16 protein-coding genes are annotated in these 14,935 nt (G+C 64.7%); 7 read left to right on the forward strand and 9 right to left on the reverse strand.

What is annotated here, in order from left to right:
• The first annotated feature begins 61 nt into the window (after positions 1-61).
• Positions 62-646: a carboxymuconolactone decarboxylase family protein gene (locus QOJ24_RS00635; protein ID WP_526258087.1), complete on the forward strand. Its 585-nt coding sequence runs from the start codon at positions 62-64 to the stop codon at positions 644-646.
• Positions 647-700: 54 nt separating this feature from the next.
• Positions 701-928 carry a tautomerase family protein gene (locus QOJ24_RS00640; protein WP_526258089.1) on the forward strand — a complete coding sequence of 76 codons (228 nt, stop codon included), beginning with the start codon at positions 701-703 and terminating at the stop codon, positions 926-928.
• A gap of 13 nt (positions 929-941) precedes the next feature.
• On the opposite strand, the gene QOJ24_RS00645 is transcribed toward QOJ24_RS00640, so the two are convergent.
• Positions 942-1,676: an SHOCT domain-containing protein gene (locus QOJ24_RS00645; protein WP_526258090.1), complete on the reverse strand. Its 735-nt coding sequence runs from the start codon at positions 1,674-1,676 to the stop codon at positions 942-944.
• Positions 1,677-1,722: 46 nt separating this feature from the next.
• Here QOJ24_RS00645 and QOJ24_RS00650 point away from each other — a divergent pair, with 46 nt between their 5' ends.
• Positions 1,723-2,832, forward strand: coding sequence for a class I SAM-dependent methyltransferase (locus tag QOJ24_RS00650; protein WP_526258092.1), 1,110 nt, complete (start codon positions 1,723-1,725; stop codon positions 2,830-2,832).
• A 39-nt stretch (positions 2,833-2,871) separates the two neighbouring features.
• Here the strand turns inward: QOJ24_RS00650 and QOJ24_RS00655 are convergent, their stop codons facing one another.
• From QOJ24_RS00655 to QOJ24_RS00665, 3 genes are read right to left on the reverse strand one after another with little or no spacing between them, the layout of a single operon-like run.
• Positions 2,872-4,617, reverse strand: coding sequence for an acyl-CoA dehydrogenase family protein (locus tag QOJ24_RS00655; protein ID WP_526258094.1), 1,746 nt, complete (start codon positions 4,615-4,617; stop codon positions 2,872-2,874).
• 11 nt (positions 4,618-4,628) lie between these two features.
• Positions 4,629-6,377, reverse strand: a complete 1,749-nt coding sequence (locus QOJ24_RS00660; protein WP_526258096.1) for an Hsp70 family protein — start codon at positions 6,375-6,377, stop codon at positions 4,629-4,631.
• Positions 6,378-6,436: 59 nt separating this feature from the next.
• On the reverse strand, positions 6,437-7,510 hold the full coding sequence (locus tag QOJ24_RS00665) for an NAD(P)H-dependent amine dehydrogenase family protein (RefSeq protein WP_526258098.1): 1,074 nt from the start codon (positions 7,508-7,510) through the stop codon (positions 6,437-6,439).
• A gap of 117 nt (positions 7,511-7,627) precedes the next feature.
• On the opposite strand from QOJ24_RS00665, the gene QOJ24_RS00670 reads away from it, so the two are divergent.
• On the forward strand, positions 7,628-8,368 hold the full coding sequence (locus tag QOJ24_RS00670; RefSeq protein ID WP_526258100.1) for an SDR family NAD(P)-dependent oxidoreductase: 741 nt from the start codon (positions 7,628-7,630) through the stop codon (positions 8,366-8,368).
• Between the two features lie 6 nt (positions 8,369-8,374).
• Here the strand turns inward: QOJ24_RS00670 and QOJ24_RS00675 are convergent, their stop codons facing one another.
• Positions 8,375-8,929 carry a hypothetical protein gene (locus QOJ24_RS00675; protein ID WP_526258102.1) on the reverse strand — a complete coding sequence of 185 codons (555 nt, stop codon included), beginning with the start codon at positions 8,927-8,929 and terminating at the stop codon, positions 8,375-8,377.
• 115 nt (positions 8,930-9,044) lie between these two features.
• Here QOJ24_RS00675 and QOJ24_RS00680 point away from each other — a divergent pair, with 115 nt between their 5' ends.
• Together QOJ24_RS00680 and QOJ24_RS00685 are read left to right on the forward strand one after the other, a co-directional pair.
• On the forward strand, positions 9,045-9,746 hold the full coding sequence (locus QOJ24_RS00680; protein ID WP_526258104.1) for a sensor domain-containing protein: 702 nt from the start codon (positions 9,045-9,047) through the stop codon (positions 9,744-9,746).
• Entirely contained in the window at positions 9,730-10,242 is a 513-nt protein-coding gene (locus tag QOJ24_RS00685; RefSeq protein WP_526258106.1) for a hypothetical protein, read from the forward strand. Before QOJ24_RS00680 ends, QOJ24_RS00685 begins: the two co-directional genes overlap by 17 nt.
• Here the strand turns inward: QOJ24_RS00685 and QOJ24_RS00690 are convergent.
• Both QOJ24_RS00690 and QOJ24_RS00695 read right to left on the reverse strand, forming a co-directional pair.
• Positions 10,239-10,862 (reverse strand): TetR/AcrR family transcriptional regulator, encoded by a 624-nt coding sequence (locus QOJ24_RS00690; RefSeq protein ID WP_526258108.1) that lies wholly within the window; start codon positions 10,860-10,862, stop codon positions 10,239-10,241. The genes QOJ24_RS00685 and QOJ24_RS00690 overlap by 4 nt on opposite strands.
• Positions 10,859-11,410 (reverse strand): TetR/AcrR family transcriptional regulator, encoded by a 552-nt coding sequence (locus QOJ24_RS00695; RefSeq protein ID WP_526258109.1) that lies wholly within the window; start codon positions 11,408-11,410, stop codon positions 10,859-10,861. Before QOJ24_RS00695 ends, QOJ24_RS00690 begins: the two co-directional genes overlap by 4 nt.
• A 164-nt stretch (positions 11,411-11,574) precedes the next feature.
• On the opposite strand from QOJ24_RS00695, the gene QOJ24_RS00700 reads away from it, so the two are divergent.
• Positions 11,575-12,792: a cytochrome P450 gene (locus tag QOJ24_RS00700; RefSeq protein WP_526258111.1), complete on the forward strand. Its 1,218-nt coding sequence runs from the start codon at positions 11,575-11,577 to the stop codon at positions 12,790-12,792.
• A 6-nt stretch (positions 12,793-12,798) separates the two neighbouring features.
• Here the strand turns inward: QOJ24_RS00700 and QOJ24_RS00705 are convergent, their stop codons facing one another.
• On the reverse strand, positions 12,799-13,887 hold the full coding sequence (locus QOJ24_RS00705) for an NAD(P)H-dependent amine dehydrogenase family protein (RefSeq protein ID WP_526258113.1): 1,089 nt from the start codon (positions 13,885-13,887) through the stop codon (positions 12,799-12,801).
• Positions 13,884-14,912: a Rieske 2Fe-2S domain-containing protein gene (locus QOJ24_RS00710; RefSeq protein ID WP_526258115.1), complete on the reverse strand. Its 1,029-nt coding sequence runs from the start codon at positions 14,910-14,912 to the stop codon at positions 13,884-13,886. The genes QOJ24_RS00705 and QOJ24_RS00710 overlap by 4 nt, the downstream gene beginning before the upstream one ends.
• Positions 14,913-14,935: the final 23 nt, after the last annotated feature.

The raw sequence follows: 14,935 nt of genomic DNA on the forward strand, positions 1-14,935 counted from the left end.
CGACCGACCCTTGGACTAGTCATGCTTTACATTTTGTAGCACGTATGGGTACGGTGCAACCATGACACGCTATAAGTTTCATAGCGCACGGGTTGACCCGGCGCCCTCTCCGCTTCCGGACGACATCCAAGACTCCATTGACGCCGTCATGCAGGGCAACGAGCCGCTGGTTCTCTTCACGACGTTGGCCCGTGATCGTCGGCTCTTCTACAAGCTGTTCAGTGCCGGGCTTCTCGATCGGGGTCACCTTGCCATCCGGCAGCGCGAAATCGTCATCGACCGCGTGACGGCACAATGCGGCGCTGAGTACGAGTGGGGTGTTCACGTAGCGGCGTACGCCGCCAAGGCCGGGTTGGACGAACGGCAGATCACATCACTCGTGAGAGGCGTTGCCAACGAGGATATTTGGGGTGAAGAAGACCGCGCCCTCATCTCACTCTGCGACAGCTTGCACGATTGCTGCACCGTCGACGATGACCTGTGGGACAACCTCACGAATCATTTCTCGATTGAGGCGATCATCGAATTGCTCATGCTCGCCGGCTTCTACCGGATGGTGAGCTATCTCGTCAACGGCCTTCAACTACCGCTCGAGCCGAATACGCCGCGCTTCGCAGACCTTCCCGGCGGTCGGTCAGCGAGATAGTCCCGGCCAGCAATTCCGCTGACCGGCAGGAGAATGAAACAGAAGGAGAAGGCGATGCCATTCGTCAACGTCAAGGTCATCGAGGGAGTGTTCTCGGCGGCTCAAAAGCAGGAAATCGTGCGTAGCGTGACCGACGCGATGGTCCAGATCGAGGGCGAGAACATGCGACCGGTCACCTGGGTTGTGGTCGAGGAGATCAGCAGTGGCGACTGGGGGGTCGGCGGTACTCCGCTGCATACTGCCGACGTTAAGGCACTCGCAGCAGGCCAATCCGTCGCCTAGTGATCGTCGCCGGCTAGGAGTTCAGGATCCGGTGCTTTTCGGCCTCGAACTCCTGGTCGGTGAGCGCGCCGGAGTCACGAAGCGCCGCCAGGTTTTTGAGCTGTTCGATCCGGACGCCGTCGGCGGTCGGCGTGTACCGATCAGCGACCCGGTATGAGTCGCCGATATCGAATGTGGGCCCGACAGGTGCCGCAGGTACCGGGCGCCTACCGCTTCTGACCGCATAGATGATCGCTGCCGTCAGCTCGAGCAGGCCGATGACGAACAGTGCGACGAACGCCCACACCAGCGTGGCGTTGGAGGAATCGTGCCCGAACGCCAGTTGCGGGTTGATGTAGCCGTTGACGTTGCCGTCGGCGGTGATTTGGTACGTGCCCTCGGCGGGGATCTGCACCACCCAGACCCGGACGCGGGCGTCGTTGTTGACGGTGGTTGTGGTGCCCCAGTTTTGGGTGACCTCGGGCTTCGGTGTGCCCGCGGGCGGAACGATGGTCAGCCCCAGGTTCGGGACGGGAAGACCGCCGCCGCTCGGACTGCCGATCGTTTGGGTGTGGAAGCTGATCGTCGCCTCGCCCGCGGGCAGATGCAGGCTGCTGGAACCCGGGATCGGCACTTCACCGTAGGCGTCGTACTCATCGAAGACGAACGCGTTCAGCACCATTGTCACGATGAAGCCGACGACGGCCACCACCAAGGTCACAACCGACGCGAGGATGCAGATACGCGGCACCGTCCGCCCGCCGGCCATCCGCGAAGTCTGCCACGCCTCGCTCGACGACGGCTACCGTTGTCACATGCCCGAGGAGCCGTCGGCGGTACCCGAGTCGAGCGTGGTGGTTCGGCCCGAGCCGATCGACAGCGACAAGTACTCGGTCAGCTCGCGGCTGCAGGCGGCTGGATTGCGACCGGCGATAGCGCTATTCGAACAGGCCGCGGCGGCGGTGCCGCTTCCTCGACAGCCGCAGCCGATCGTCATCGCCGACTACGGGGCGTCGACCGGACACAACTCGCTGCTGCCCATCTCTGCAGCCCTCCCGGTGCTGCGCAGCCGGACCCGTCCAGAACATTCGATCCTCGTGGTGCACACCGACGTCCCGGACAACAACTTCACGGTGATGTTCGAAACACTGGCCGAGGACCACGACACGTATCTGAGCAAGGATGCCGCCACGTTCGCTTCGGCTGTCGGCCGCTCGTTCTACAACCAGATCATCCCGTCCAACAGTGTGCATCTTGGGTGGTCGTCATGGGCGATCCAATGGGTGAGCCGAATCCCTGCGCCGATCCCCGATCACGTGCAGGTGGCCTACAGCGCTGACGAAGACGTGCGCGTTGCGTACGCGAAGCAGGCAGCGCGCGACTGGCACGAATTCGTCGCATTCCGCGGCCGCGAACTGTGTCCCGGCGGGCAACTCGTGGTGTTGACCATGGGCCTGGACGAGCAGGGCGAGTTCGGCTACCGCCCGCTGCTCGGCGCGCTGGTCGACACGCTGTCCGAGCTCGTTGCCGACGGTCTGTTGGCCGAGGACGAGGTACGGCGCATGTGCATTCCGACCGTTGGGCGCCAAGAGGCGGACTTTCTGGCTCCGTTCGCTCCTTCCGGCCGGTTCGAACGGCTGTCGGTCGAACATCTCGAGGTGTTCGACGCCGAGGACCGATTTTGGACGCAGTATCAAGTCGACCACGACGCAAGCGCTTTCGGCGCGCTGTGGGCCGCCTTCGTCAGGGCGTCGGTGTTCCCGACGTTGGCGACGGCACTGGCGGACGGCCGCGACGATCCTCGGTGCGCACAGTTCTTCGACCGGCTCGAGGTCGGGATCGCCGAACGGCTGACCGCCGAACCGGAGCAGATGCAGATCCCCTTGGCCAAGCTGGTGCTGACGAAACAACGGAGGACGAAATGAATCCCAGGCCTGCCGACGCGGCACGGCTGCACGAGTCGGCTATGGGCGCATCACGTAGGCGCCGTCGTAGGCCTTGACCCGCTCCCACACCCGACCGAAGCGCGCCGCGTCGGCCGCCGGCTTGCGGATCGCGCCGAGTGCCCATTCCTGCTGAGCCTGCGTCGAGCTCGACTTCCCATGCACGGCAACGGCATAGGAACTGAAATCGCGAACCTGGAAATCGAAGATCTGGTCGACGATGTCGTGGTCGACGCCGGTCAGCGCTGCCTGCTCGAGAATGAGCTGGCCGTAGACGATGAGCGAGAACAGATGGCCGACCTCGAGCAGGAAGTCCAGATCTTTGAGCTGATCCGCATCAGGGGCGGCGGTGAGCAGGAACTGCTTGAACGCCTGCGCCTGCTCGTAGAATTGGGCGACGTTCGGGATCTCCGAATGCCTTTCGTACACCGGCGCCCAGTCGGCGAACTGCACCTTGCCCGCGCCACGCGTCGGTCCCTGATTCCAGAAGAAGACGTCGTCGGCGGGATCGTTGCGGGTCGGGATCTCCGGATAGTCCTTGGGGTTGAGCATGTAGTTCGGCATGAACTTCAGCACAAGGCCGACGTTCACATGCACGGTGCCCTCCAGCCGGGGTAGCGCCCCGATCAGCTGTGCCACCTCGCGGAACATGGTGTTCTTCTCGTATCCCTTGGCGGCGACGACGTCATGCAGCGCCCGCACGATGTTCTCGGCCTCCATCGTGACCTTGGCCTTGGTCACCGGGTTGAACAACAGGTAGCGCCGGTCGTCGAGGCTCGCACTGCGCAGGTAGTCGACCGACCGTTGGCTGAACATTTTCATCGCAACGATGCGGGCATAGGAGTCGACGAAATTGGCCCGCACGTGCGCGAAATCGGTCACCGGATTGCCGTAAAGGATTCGGTTCTGCGCGTGCGTGATCGCCTCATAGAAGGCGTGTTCGACCATCCCGATGGAACACGTGCACAGGTTGAACTTGCCGATGTTGACGGTATTGAGTGCAGCCGCAAAGGCTTCCACGCCGGTGTGCAGAATGTCCTCCTCACGCACCGGATAGTTCTCCAGCCGGAACGTGCTCACATAGATCTGCATGTGCACGACGTTGTCGACCAGGTGATAGTTCTCGTGACGGCTGTCTGCGGCGAAGAACACATACGCGTCCTGGCCCTCGACGTCGCCTCGGCGGCCGAACACCGAAACCATGCTCGCGACATTGCCGTTGCCGATGTAGTACTTCTCCCCCGTCGCCCGGTACAGGATTCCGTTGGCGCGGTCCTCCTCGCTCGCCGGCGTCAGCACCATGTCGGTGTTGTAGACGTCGGCGCCGTGCTCGCGCTCGGACAGCCCGAACGCCATCACTTCGCCAGACTCGAGGTCGTCGGCCGCCTTGAGCTTTGCGTCCTTGTTCTCGCTCTGCCAGATCGGCCCGAGGCCGAGGATGGTGACCTGCTCGGTGTACCAGTAGGTCAGCCCATAGAACCCGAAGATCTCCGACAGTGCCGCGTTGCGTGCGGCATCCCAGCGCTTGTTCGGGTCACCGTCGGCGAACTCCGACGGCGTCAGAAAAGTCGCGAACAGCCTCTCGCGCTTCACGAAATCGACGAAGTCGGCCGGCCAGACCACCCTCAGGTCGTCGTCGAGCAGGCGCTTTTTGCCCTGCCCCTCGAAGAAGTCGATGGTCGCGCGCAGCAGGCGTCGGGTCTCGGGGTCGAACTGCTCCGGATCATAGGTGTCTGGGTTGAACAGCAGGCCGTCCGTCTGAGTCATAGCTCGAGAGCCTAGGGGGCGGCCGGTACCGGTGCCGGGACAAAGGGCAGACCCGGAATCGTCGGGTACGGCAGGGTCGGGATCAGCCGCGGTGGCGACGACGCCGACGACGGTGACTCCGGGGCAGGCGGCGGGGCCTCGGACGACGGCGGCGGGGGCGGGGGCGCTTCACTCGTCGGCGGCGGCTCCTGGGTCTGCGTGATCGTCTCCGGTTGCTGCGTGACCGTCTGCGTGGCGGGCGGCTCCTCCTGTGGCGCCGGCGCCTCCGATGCGGGCGGTGGCGGCGCTTCCGACGTCGGCGAAGCGGGGGGCGCGGTCGTGCTCACGGTCGTCGATGACGGCGACGGGGTGCTCTCGTTGCTCCGCAGCACGAACCACACTGCCAACGCGATGGCGAGCAGCACGAGGAGTAGGCCTGCGACCAGCAGACCGAACGGCATCGTCCGCTTGGCGGTACCACTGTCGTACGGGCCGGTGGCGGGTTCGAACTGCATCGGCGGACGCGGGCCGCCCATCGCGTCGGTGGCCGCAGCGCCGCCGTAGTCGTACGGGTCCGTGGGGGCGACGACGTCGGGCACGTCGTCGGCCTCAGACCAGGCCAACCCCGAAGACGCCCCGGAGCCCATGTCGTCGGCGTGGACTTCCGGCGCCATCTGCGTTGCGACTACCGCCGCAGCCGCGGCGGTGGGTGGGGCAACCGCTTGCGCGAGGGCGGTCGAGCCCTCTTCTGCGGTGCCACGGGCGGCGTGGAGGCCGCCTCCTATCGCCGATGTCAGTTCGGGCTGCGGGGTGGTGATGACCGGCACACCGAAGTGCTCGGACAGCGTCGTTGTGACGAGTGGGACGCGCGCGCTGCCGCCTGCGGATGCGACGGCAGCCAGCCCACGCGCCCCGTTGCGATCAAGCGTCTCCTGAAGAACGCCCGCGAAATCGGCGAGCGGCGCTCGGATCGCCTCGTCGAGCTCATTGCGGGTCAGCCGGACCTCGCCGCGATGTCCGGGAAGGTCGGCGGCAAGCGAGGTCGCCGCTGTGGTCGACAGCCTTTCCTTGGCCGCCCGGCATTGCGCGCGCAGCCGAGTCAGCGGGCCGATCGCAGACGTCCCCGTGAGGTCGACGTCCCCGGCATCGGAGGTGCCGGCCAGCACCTGCGTCAGCAGCGCCTGGTCGATCAGGTCACCGGAGAACTCGGCGTGCCGGACCGTCTGGCCGATAGGTTCGCCGCCGTTGGCGGCGTCGAACAACGTGATGCTCGTCCCGCTCCCGCCGAAGTCGCACACGGCGACGATTCCGCTGGTCGGCAGTCCGGGATTGTCCTGCAACGCCGCGACGGCCGCCTTCGCGTCGGAGACCAGCGACACCCCGGTGAACTCCCGCATCTGCGAAAGGGCGCCACGCAGCGCCTCCGCCGTCGCCGGACGCCAATGCGCCGGGTGCGTCACCACGACGGGGTCGGTGGTGCCCCGTCCGTTGGTCACCTCATAGAGCATCTCGAGCAGCGCTTCGGCGAGAAGGACCTCGCCGCGGTGGGTGCTGCCGTCGGACGCAACGATGCCCACCGGATCTCCGACGCGATCGACGAATCCGGTGATGACCAGCCCACGCTCGTCGCTGTTCAGCCGGGGATTCTCAGCCGGCAACCCGACCTCGAGGGGCCGGTTCGGAAAGAGGGTCACCACGGCGGACCGCGTCACCGCGGCCCGGTCGACCACTACCGCCGTCAGGTTGGTGGCACCAACCGACAGCCCTACCCCATCAGCCATCTCAATCCAATCTCGCGGCCAACCCTATCGTCCATCTCGGATGGAGTCGCAGGCGTTACTCAGCGAATGGTGCCAACCCCGCCGATCAGGGGTAGATCCAGGGCAGTCACCCAGCCGGGCGATAGGTCATTGACTGCGGGTACCGCGTTGAGTGCGCGCATGCCGGTTGCGAGACATCCCGCGGCCGCCGCATCGCGGCCCGAGCCGTCGGTGAACCGAAATGCCGTCTCCTGGAAGATGCTTGGCGTGCCCTCGATGTCGACGCGGTACACATCGTTCTGGTTGCCGGTCGGCCAATCGGGGGCCGCATCGTCTCCTATGCGGTTGACGTGTTCCAGCTGAATCCGGTTTTCGCCCTGGTAAACGCCATTGATGGTGAACCGCACTGCGGCGACGTTGCCGGCAGCGATGACCCCCTTGGCCGACTCGCGTTCGGTCGGGGTCACCCACTTGTCGTATGTGGTGGTGATCTCGTCGAGCATGATGCCTGCGGCGTGCGCAATCATGGGAACCGTTCCGCCCCAGGCGAACACGAGGATGTCGGGAGTCTCGAGCATCGCCTTCTTCTCCGGTGGCCGCCCGATCCCCATCTCGCGTTCGTAGTCGCCGGTGTAGTTGGTGTAGTCGAGCAGCTCCGACGCGCGCACGGTGCGGACCTCGGAGCACAGGCCCATCAGCGTCATCGGGAAAAGGTCGTTGGCGAAGCCGGGATCGATGCCTGTGGTGAAGCAGGACGCTTCGCCAAGTTCACACGCTTCGGTGATGGGCGCAATCCAGTTCGGTGGGTTCAGGTGCATCGTCGGCCACACCCACGGCGTCATGGCGGTCGAGCAGACGTCGATACCTGCCCGCAGGAAACGGATGATCAGCGCGATGTTGGCGTCGGCGTGGGCCGCGGTCGGGCCGTAGTGCACCAGCGCATCGGGTTTGAGATCGATGAGTGCGTCGACGTCGTCAGTCGCGGCGAGGCCCAGCGGCGCGGGCAGCCCGCAGATCTGACCCACATCGCGGCCGACCTTGTCGGGACTGCTCACTCCGACGCCGACTAGTTCGAACAACGGGTGCCTGACCACCTCGGCGATAACCATCTTGCCGACAAAGCCGGTGCCCCACACCACGATTCGTTTGGCCATCCGCTACCTTCCACTCGGCCCGCTGCTCGAAGCGCTCGAGCCGGGATTGCGGGCTCATCAACCGCTGACCCTAACGCAGGCGGGAATTTCTGCCCCGTGAGTCAGCTTGAACGCACTATGACAAACCTCCAAGGTCGCCGTGCGCTGGTCACCGGCGCGTCCCGCGGCATCGGTGCCGAAATCGTCCGACGCCTCGCCGCCGACGGCGCCTCCGTCGCCTTCACATACGGCAGGTCCTCCGCCGAGGCCGGGAAGTTGGTCGCCGAGGTGACCGCCGACGGCGGAAAAGTAGTGTCGATCCAAGCCGACAGCGCCGACGCCGAGCAGGTTGCGAAGTCGGTCGACGACGCGGTGGCCCAGCTCGGCGGTCTCGATGTGCTGGTCAACAACGCCGGGGTTGCCGTCCTGCGCGACGTCGAGTCGCTGAGTCTCGACGAGTTCGACCGACAGCTCGCGATCAACGTTCGAGCGGTGTTCGTCGCGGTTCAGCGAGCGGTACCACATCTGGGGAGCGACGGACGCATCATCAACATCGGCAGCATCAACGCCGACCGTGTCCCCGCACCCGGTCTTGCCGCTTATGCGATGACGAAGGCTGCCGTCGCGGGCCTGACGCGCGGGCTGGCCCGTGAGCTCGGCCCCCGCGGCATCACGGTCAACAACGTCCAGCCGGGTCCGATCGCCACCGACATGAACCCGGATGAAGGCGAATTCGCGGCTTCTGCAAAGGAACTCATGGCAATCGGCCGCTACGGTGACCCCCGTGACGTCGCCGGCGTCGTCGGTTATCTGGCCGGTCGCGACACGGGCTACATCACCGGCGCCAACTGGAATGTGGACGGCGGCTTCACCGTATAACGGTTGTCACCTGCAAAGACGATTGCCTGCCGGTTCGCACACCAACGGGTAGCGGTCGACGGGAATCGGCAGCGGCTTCTCAAAGGTGAGCGTGAACGGCGTCTTGGTCATGCCCGGCGCCGCGCCGCAAACCGCGGTGTGCAGTGATGTGTGCATGCCGGTGAGCGTCACGTCGTCGAACGTGTAGGTGTCGACGGTCGGTGCGGTGCTGCCGTCTGCACACTGAAACCCGTCGGTCTTGTTCGTGGTGAGCGCCCACATGCCCCCCGTCAGCCTGGCGTCACCGCCCCAGTTCAGGTTGTTCAACTCGAACGTGTACTTGCCGGGGGTCGCGCTGACGACCTTCAACTTGCAAGCCACCGGTAATTCCAGCGGTTCCCGCAGGTCACCGACGGTTGGTGTGCACAGCGGGTAGATCGTCCACTCCGCGGGCGTGGAACCCTCGGCGTTGAAGGTGTAGATGCCCTCCATCACCTGATCCGCCGACGAAGGGGTCGCGGTGCCCACCGCCGTGCCCGCCAGCACGACGACAACGCTCAGTAGACGAGCAATCGTCCCCATGTCCCTCCTCAGGCCATTGCAAGGAGTATCACAGTGCCGCCGATCGGCATCAAGGATCGGCCACGGTCTGGCAATCACCGCAGCGAAGTGCCTGCATGTCTTCTAGACTCCCGCCATGACAAGGCCGGTGTCGGCGTTCGCGCTCTGTGTGGCTGTCGCCTTCGGCGTACTGACGACGGGCTGCACCAGCACCGTGGCCGGCGAAGCCGTCAAATCGCGTTCCTCGGTGCCGACGGACGACGTGCCGGCGCTCGAGGAGTCGACGCTGGATGGCCTGATGCTCAGCAACAGCGATTTGAAGAAGATCACCGGCGTCGAGGTGGAAGAGCTCTACGCGGCCGAGGAGATGAACGACAACGCGGACACGGTCTCTGACCTCGACTGCCTTGGCGCGATCTATCCGGGCGAAGACGCCGTCTACGACGGCACGCGTTGGACCGCGATTCGTGACCAGTTGCTCCTCGAGGCCAGCGGTGCGGACGACGGGCGGCTCGTCGAGCAGACGCTCGTGCTTTTCGACAACGCCGATCAAGCCGTCGAATTCTTCGAGTCGTCCAAGGAGAAATGGCGTGAGTGCGCGAAGGTGAAGGACGTCGAGGTGGAGGATGGCCCGTGGGTGCCGGACACGGTGGTAGACGTCAACGAGCGGACGATTTCGCTGAAAGCCAAGGTGAGCGGGACCCTCAGCGGGATATGCGGACATGCGATGGGCGTCGTCTCCAACCTGATCGTCGAGGGCTTCTCCTGCGACGTCGACGACAACGACGATGCGCAGACGATCACCACGCAGCTTCTCGAGGATGCGGCCGACCAGTAGGGCGGCAACGCTGTGCGCGTCGCTGACCGCACTGGCGTTGCTACCGTCATGCGGCGCACACGGTTCCGGTGTGGCGTCGAGTTCCGAGCCCGCAACCAGGCCATCCACGCCAATCGTGCTCACGTCACCGGCGCCAACCACGCAGACGAAGAACTGGTTCGATTTGAAGGTCGGCGACTGCGTGACCGAGATCCCCGCGATCGACACCGGCGTTGTGAGCACCACTGTCGTCGGCTGTTCGGCACCGCATCAGGCGGAGGTCTTTCTGCTCGTGCCGTTAGCGGTTGACACGGCAATCGACCAAGTTGCAATGACCAAGTGCGCAAAAGGATTCGTGGACTACACGGGGCAGCCGGTCAACGGCACCTCGTTCGCGGTGACGTACCTGATCGACTCGAACCAGGATCGGACGGCGAACAATCCCACACCGAGCACCGTGATCTGCCTACTTCAGGCGGCGGATGGCAGCCCGCTGACGAAGTCGCCCCGCTTCTAGGTCGCCCGATGGCGATCGACATAGGCGGCGATCACGTCTGTCAGGGCATGCAGTTCACGGCTGACATCGACGGGTCCCGGCACCGCCATCTTGGCGACCATCGCACCCATCAAGGTGGTCCAGACCAGATTGCCGACCGCGTCGGCGCGATCGGGCTCGAGCCCGTCTGCGACGTATCTACCGAGCCGGGTGAGCGTGGAGAACAGCTCGAGCAGATGCTTCTGGTCGGGGTCGGCGCGTCCGGAACGGGTCGCGATCAGTATTTCGAGTGCGGCAATCGACGTCGGGCTCAGGAATGCGTCAGCGACCGCGTTGACTACGAGTTCGGCCCGTGCCTGCCCTGCCGTTGACGCCAACCCTGGTTCCATGGCGCCCAAGGTCTCCGCCAGTTGGCCAAACCCCTTGTCCACCACCGCCATCAGCAGGCCGTCCCGGTCGCCGAAGTGGTACTGGATCACGCCCCATGTGACGCCGGCGCGCTCGGTGATGTGCTTGGCGCTTGCAGCACCGAAGCCCTCCTCGTTGACACACCGCACCGTCTCGTCGATGACCGCCGTCCGTGTCCGGTCTGCGCGCAGTTGTTTACCGTTGACGGGCCGGCGCGGCGCGACGCTGGTCATGACGCAAACGCCGGCGAGATGAACCGCTCGACCATCTTCTGCTCGGTCGCCGTGTCCGCGACCGGCCAGTACAGCAGGGACAGCACCACGCGGACGATCCACTGCACCGCCTCGGTGTCGCCGTCGGCCAAGCCGTTGAGATCGGTTGCCAACCGGGCGACGATCGGTGATTCGGTCAGCCACGTTCGATCCTGCCCGCCCCGGATCGTGCTGAACATCAGCTGCCCGAGCGGATCCGAACGGATTTCCCGCAGCGCCACGCTGATCGCCGCGACGATGCGTTGCGAGCCGCTCAAGCCGTCGACGGCAGACCGCACTGCCTTGACTATCCGTGCCGCCGATCGTTCCATGACGGCGTCGCGGATCTGGCGCTTGCCACCGGCGCATCGGTAGATCGTCGCGCGCGAGCAGTGCACCTGCGACGCCAACGCGTCGATGTCGAGTGCGTCCATACCGTCGCGCGCTATGAGATCCGTCGCGGCGGCGTAGATGCGCTCGGCGGCCGCGGTTCGACGGTCGCCACCGACGAGCCAGTCGCTGCGAGTCATAGGTTCAACCTTCTCACGTTGAGACGAAAGTCGACGAAATTCTCACACCTTTCGCAGCTCGGGCGCTCGCCGTGAGAACACTCGGCCCTGGACCCGCGACCAGTGCGTTTCATGTTCCTCCCGGTCCATTGACGCCGACGGGCGGCCACGCTCAGCCTTGGGTAATGCGCCTGCGCGACGAAAGTCTTGGCCTCGACCTGTTCGATGCCCGCTATGTCCAGGATCCCTATCCGCTGTACGAACGCATGCTCGCCGAGGGCCCCGTGCATCGGATCGGCGACTCCGGGTTCAGCGCGGTGTGCAGTTGGGACGCGGTCACCGACGTCGTCGCCCGACCGCAAGACTTCTCGTCGAACCTCACCGCCACTATGACCTTTCAGGAGGGACGGGTGAGCGCGTTCCCGATGGGCGAACTCGGCGGCGAGATGCAGGCGCTCGCGACGGCCGACGATCCGGCGCACGCGGCGCACCGTAAGTTGCTGGTGCCGCAACTGACGGCCAGACGCATCAACGCGCTCGAGTCGTTCGTCGGTGTGGCCGAGGAACTGCTGTGGCGCGGCGGCGTGCACGACGGGGTCATCGAGTGGATGTCGGCGATGGCCAACCGGCTGCCGATGATGGTGGTCAGCCGGTTGATCGGCGTCCCCGACGAGGACGGCGATCAGCTCGGGCAGTGGGGATACGCTGCCACGAAAGTGGTGGAGGGACTTGTCAGCCAGGACGAACTCTCCGCCGCAGGCGTCGCGGTGATGCAGCTTGCCGGCTACATCATGAACCGCTTCCCGGCGGCGGCCGCCGATCCGAAGGACGACCTTTTCAGCGACATCGCGTTGGCATGCGCGGCAGGAGAATTGGCCGATCTGACGGCACTGAACATGATGGCGACCCTGTTCAGCGCCGGCGGCGAATCGACCGCATCGCTGATCGGATCCGCGGCGTACCTGCTCGCGACCCGACCGGACATTCAGCGGCGGATACGCGAAAGCCCGGATCTGCTGCCCGCATTCCTCGAAGAAGTGCTGAGATACGAGCCTCCGTTCCGTGGTCATTACCGGCATGTCGTCAACGACACGTCGCTCGCAGGGGTCGACATCGCTGCGGGATCGCGCCTTCTGCTGCTGTGGGGTGCGGCCAACCGGGACCCGTCGCATTTCGAGAACGCCAACGACTTTCGGCTTGACCGCGTCGGCGGCAAGGGGCACATTTCGTTCGGTAAGGGAGCGCACTTCTGCGTCGGTGCCGCGCTCGCGCGCATGGAGGCCAGGATCGTGATCGGCCGGTTGCTCGAGCGCACAACGTGGTTCGAAGCGCAGGCGACCGGTCGCTGGCTGCCCAGCCTGCTGGTGCGACGACTCGAGCATCTGGAGCTCACCGTGGCCTGAGCCGGTTCACAGTTCGAAGCGACCGGCGAAACCGCGCAGCGGCAGATCCGCGCTCGTCAGCAGCCCGGGTGGCGCCGCGACCACCGACCTGATCGCGGCGAGCGCAGGCATCCCGGTGACGGTCATTCCGATCGATGCGAAGTTCTCCGGGTTGGACAGGTCGACACCGGGTTTCGGGAAGATCATGTGCTTGTTGTAAATGCACGGGTCGCCCTTGATCTGTGTGATGTAACAGCCCTTGATGTCCCAGCTCGGGTTTGTGTGCGGAGTCATCTGCCATTCGAGGTGTGTTTCAACCCTCGGCACGCCGTCGACCATGCCCTGGTACTTGATGTAGTTGCCGCCGAGTGAACCTTTGGGCAACGTGTACCAGCCGAGGTCGACGTCCTTGGTGCAGGCACCCAGCTCGTAGCTGAACTTCACCTCGTCGAGTGACAAGTCGAAGCAGTCGGCCATCATGAGCACGCTGTCGGCGAAAACGCGCGTGTACTTCTCCAGCTTCCCCGGGATGCTCGGATCGTCAACCGGCAGGCCGTAACCGACCTCGATCCAGGTGTCCTTGCTGTGATGGCAGGAGACGTCGACCGATTCGATCGTCGTGACGTTCTCGATCTCGGCGACATCCGCCGAACACACGACACCGAGGATCTGATTCAGACCGGGGTTCATCCCGGTGCCGTAGAACGTGGCACCGCCCTTCTCGCAGGCCTCGGCCAACAGCTGCGACACGGGCTTACCGGACGGGTGCGGATGGTTGGTGTCGCGGTGCCATCCGGTGATCCAATCGGCTGTGGTGACGATGTCGATTCCCGCCTCGAGCACCTGCACATAAAGGTCCTCGTCTGGGAAGACGCCGTGGAACGTCAGCACATCGGGTTTCGCGGCGATGATCTCGTCGACGGTGCAGGTGGCGGTCACACCGTTTGGCGCGAGTCCCGCCAGTTCGCCTGAATCCCTGCCGACCTTGTCCGGCGAGTAGCAGTGCACGCCGATGAGCTCGAGATCCGGTTGATCGGCGATGCGCTTGATCATCTCGGAACCGACGTTGCCGGTCGCTACCTGAAATACCCGAATCGGCTTGTCAATGACGCTCATTCGGTTCGACCTTTCCGTGCATACACTTCGGCGGCGCTGCCACCGATTCCGTCGGGATAAAACTGCTTGGCCCAGTTTCGAATGGCGGTGAAGCCCTGCTGCTCGGCGCCGGCCAGCGCGGGCGGATCCGAATAGCGCTGGTGACACCAGATATGGATGTCTTGGGTGAACTGCCGAATGATCTCGTCTCCGAACTCGCGTGCCTTGGTCTCCGCCCTCGGCGAGTCGTCACCGGGGCGGCGGCCGATATAGACCATGAATCGAACATCGGACGTGCGATCGTCGACGGGTGTGATCGCCGAAATGGTCCGGTTGTCCACCATCCCCCAGCTCTTTGTCACCGCGATGCCCAGACCGCCGTTGATGGCTTCCACGCCGCTGCGGACATCGTCGATCGTCTGGTTCTCGTCACCCTCGAAAGTGATCGTAAAATCCACGTAGGACACCGGGGCGTCGAACTCGTGGCGGGTGAACACCGGAACGATCGGGGTCTGGTGGACAAACTTGAAATGCGCGAAGTCGACCCCGTTTTCGAGGACGTATTGCGGATGCATCTCCAAGGTTTCGCGGTACAGCCGTTGTTGGGGGTAGTAGTCGGCGGCACTGCTGCCGTCGGCGAAGCCCGCGAAGATGTCGGGCGCCTCAAAATACGGCGCCCGACCGTCGATGTCATGCCAGATGTAAACCGATTCGTTGCGTTCGGTGACCGGGAACGTTCGGATGCGGCGGCCGCGGTTCGGCCGATCCTGATACGGGATGCAGACGTTGCGGCCTTCGTTGTCCCACTGCCATCCATGGAACGGGCACTGCAGAACCTCCCCCACCACATGTCCGCCGTAGCCGAGATGGGCGCCGAGGTGCTCACAGTAGGCATCCATGGCGGTCAGCTGCCCCGACTGTGCACGCCATGCGACCAGGTCCCGGCCAAAGTACTTCATCCGGTGCACGTCGCCGACTTTGATCTCGTCCGACCAGGCGACTTGGAACCATCCGGTCGGCGTCATCGACAGGGGCGGCTTGGCCATGAGTCGAAATCATAGAGCATTCA

This window comes from Mycobacterium sp. (assembly GCF_032159775.1).
Classification (GTDB): domain Bacteria; phylum Actinomycetota; class Actinomycetes; order Mycobacteriales; family Mycobacteriaceae; genus Mycobacterium.

What these genes read in the sequence shown, in the direction of transcription:
- QOJ24_RS00660 (WP_526258096.1), bottom strand. Translation starts at nt 6,377, where the DNA reads ATGGCTGATGGGGTAGGGCTGTCGGTTGGTGCCACCAACCTGACGGCG.
- QOJ24_RS00665 (WP_526258098.1), bottom strand. Translation starts at nt 7,510, where the DNA reads ATGGCCAAACGAATCGTGGTGTGGGGCACCGGCTTTGTCGGCAAGATG.
- QOJ24_RS00685 (WP_526258106.1), top strand. Translation starts at nt 9,730, where the DNA reads ATGCGGCCGACCAGTAGGGCGGCAACGCTGTGCGCGTCGCTGACCGCA.
- QOJ24_RS00700 (WP_526258111.1), top strand. Translation starts at nt 11,575, where the DNA reads ATGCGCCTGCGCGACGAAAGTCTTGGCCTCGACCTGTTCGATGCCCGC.
- QOJ24_RS00705 (WP_526258113.1), bottom strand. Translation starts at nt 13,887, where the DNA reads ATGAGCGTCATTGACAAGCCGATTCGGGTATTTCAGGTAGCGACCGGC.
- QOJ24_RS00640 (WP_526258089.1), top strand. Translation starts at nt 701, where the DNA reads ATGCCATTCGTCAACGTCAAGGTCATCGAGGGAGTGTTCTCGGCGGCT.
- QOJ24_RS00710 (WP_526258115.1), bottom strand. Translation starts at nt 14,912, where the DNA reads ATGGCCAAGCCGCCCCTGTCGATGACGCCGACCGGATGGTTCCAAGTC.
- QOJ24_RS00650 (WP_526258092.1), top strand. Translation starts at nt 1,723, where the DNA reads ATGCCCGAGGAGCCGTCGGCGGTACCCGAGTCGAGCGTGGTGGTTCGG.
- QOJ24_RS00655 (WP_526258094.1), bottom strand. Translation starts at nt 4,617, where the DNA reads ATGACTCAGACGGACGGCCTGCTGTTCAACCCAGACACCTATGATCCG.
- QOJ24_RS00635 (WP_526258087.1), top strand. Translation starts at nt 62, where the DNA reads ATGACACGCTATAAGTTTCATAGCGCACGGGTTGACCCGGCGCCCTCT.
- QOJ24_RS00680 (WP_526258104.1), top strand. Translation starts at nt 9,045, where the DNA reads ATGACAAGGCCGGTGTCGGCGTTCGCGCTCTGTGTGGCTGTCGCCTTC.
- QOJ24_RS00645 (WP_526258090.1), bottom strand. Translation starts at nt 1,676, where the DNA reads ATGGCCGGCGGGCGGACGGTGCCGCGTATCTGCATCCTCGCGTCGGTT.
- QOJ24_RS00675 (WP_526258102.1), bottom strand. Translation starts at nt 8,929, where the DNA reads ATGGGGACGATTGCTCGTCTACTGAGCGTTGTCGTCGTGCTGGCGGGC.
- QOJ24_RS00690 (WP_526258108.1), bottom strand. Translation starts at nt 10,862, where the DNA reads ATGACCAGCGTCGCGCCGCGCCGGCCCGTCAACGGTAAACAACTGCGC.
- QOJ24_RS00670 (WP_526258100.1), top strand. Translation starts at nt 7,628, where the DNA reads ATGACAAACCTCCAAGGTCGCCGTGCGCTGGTCACCGGCGCGTCCCGC.
- QOJ24_RS00695 (WP_526258109.1), bottom strand. Translation starts at nt 11,410, where the DNA reads ATGACTCGCAGCGACTGGCTCGTCGGTGGCGACCGTCGAACCGCGGCC.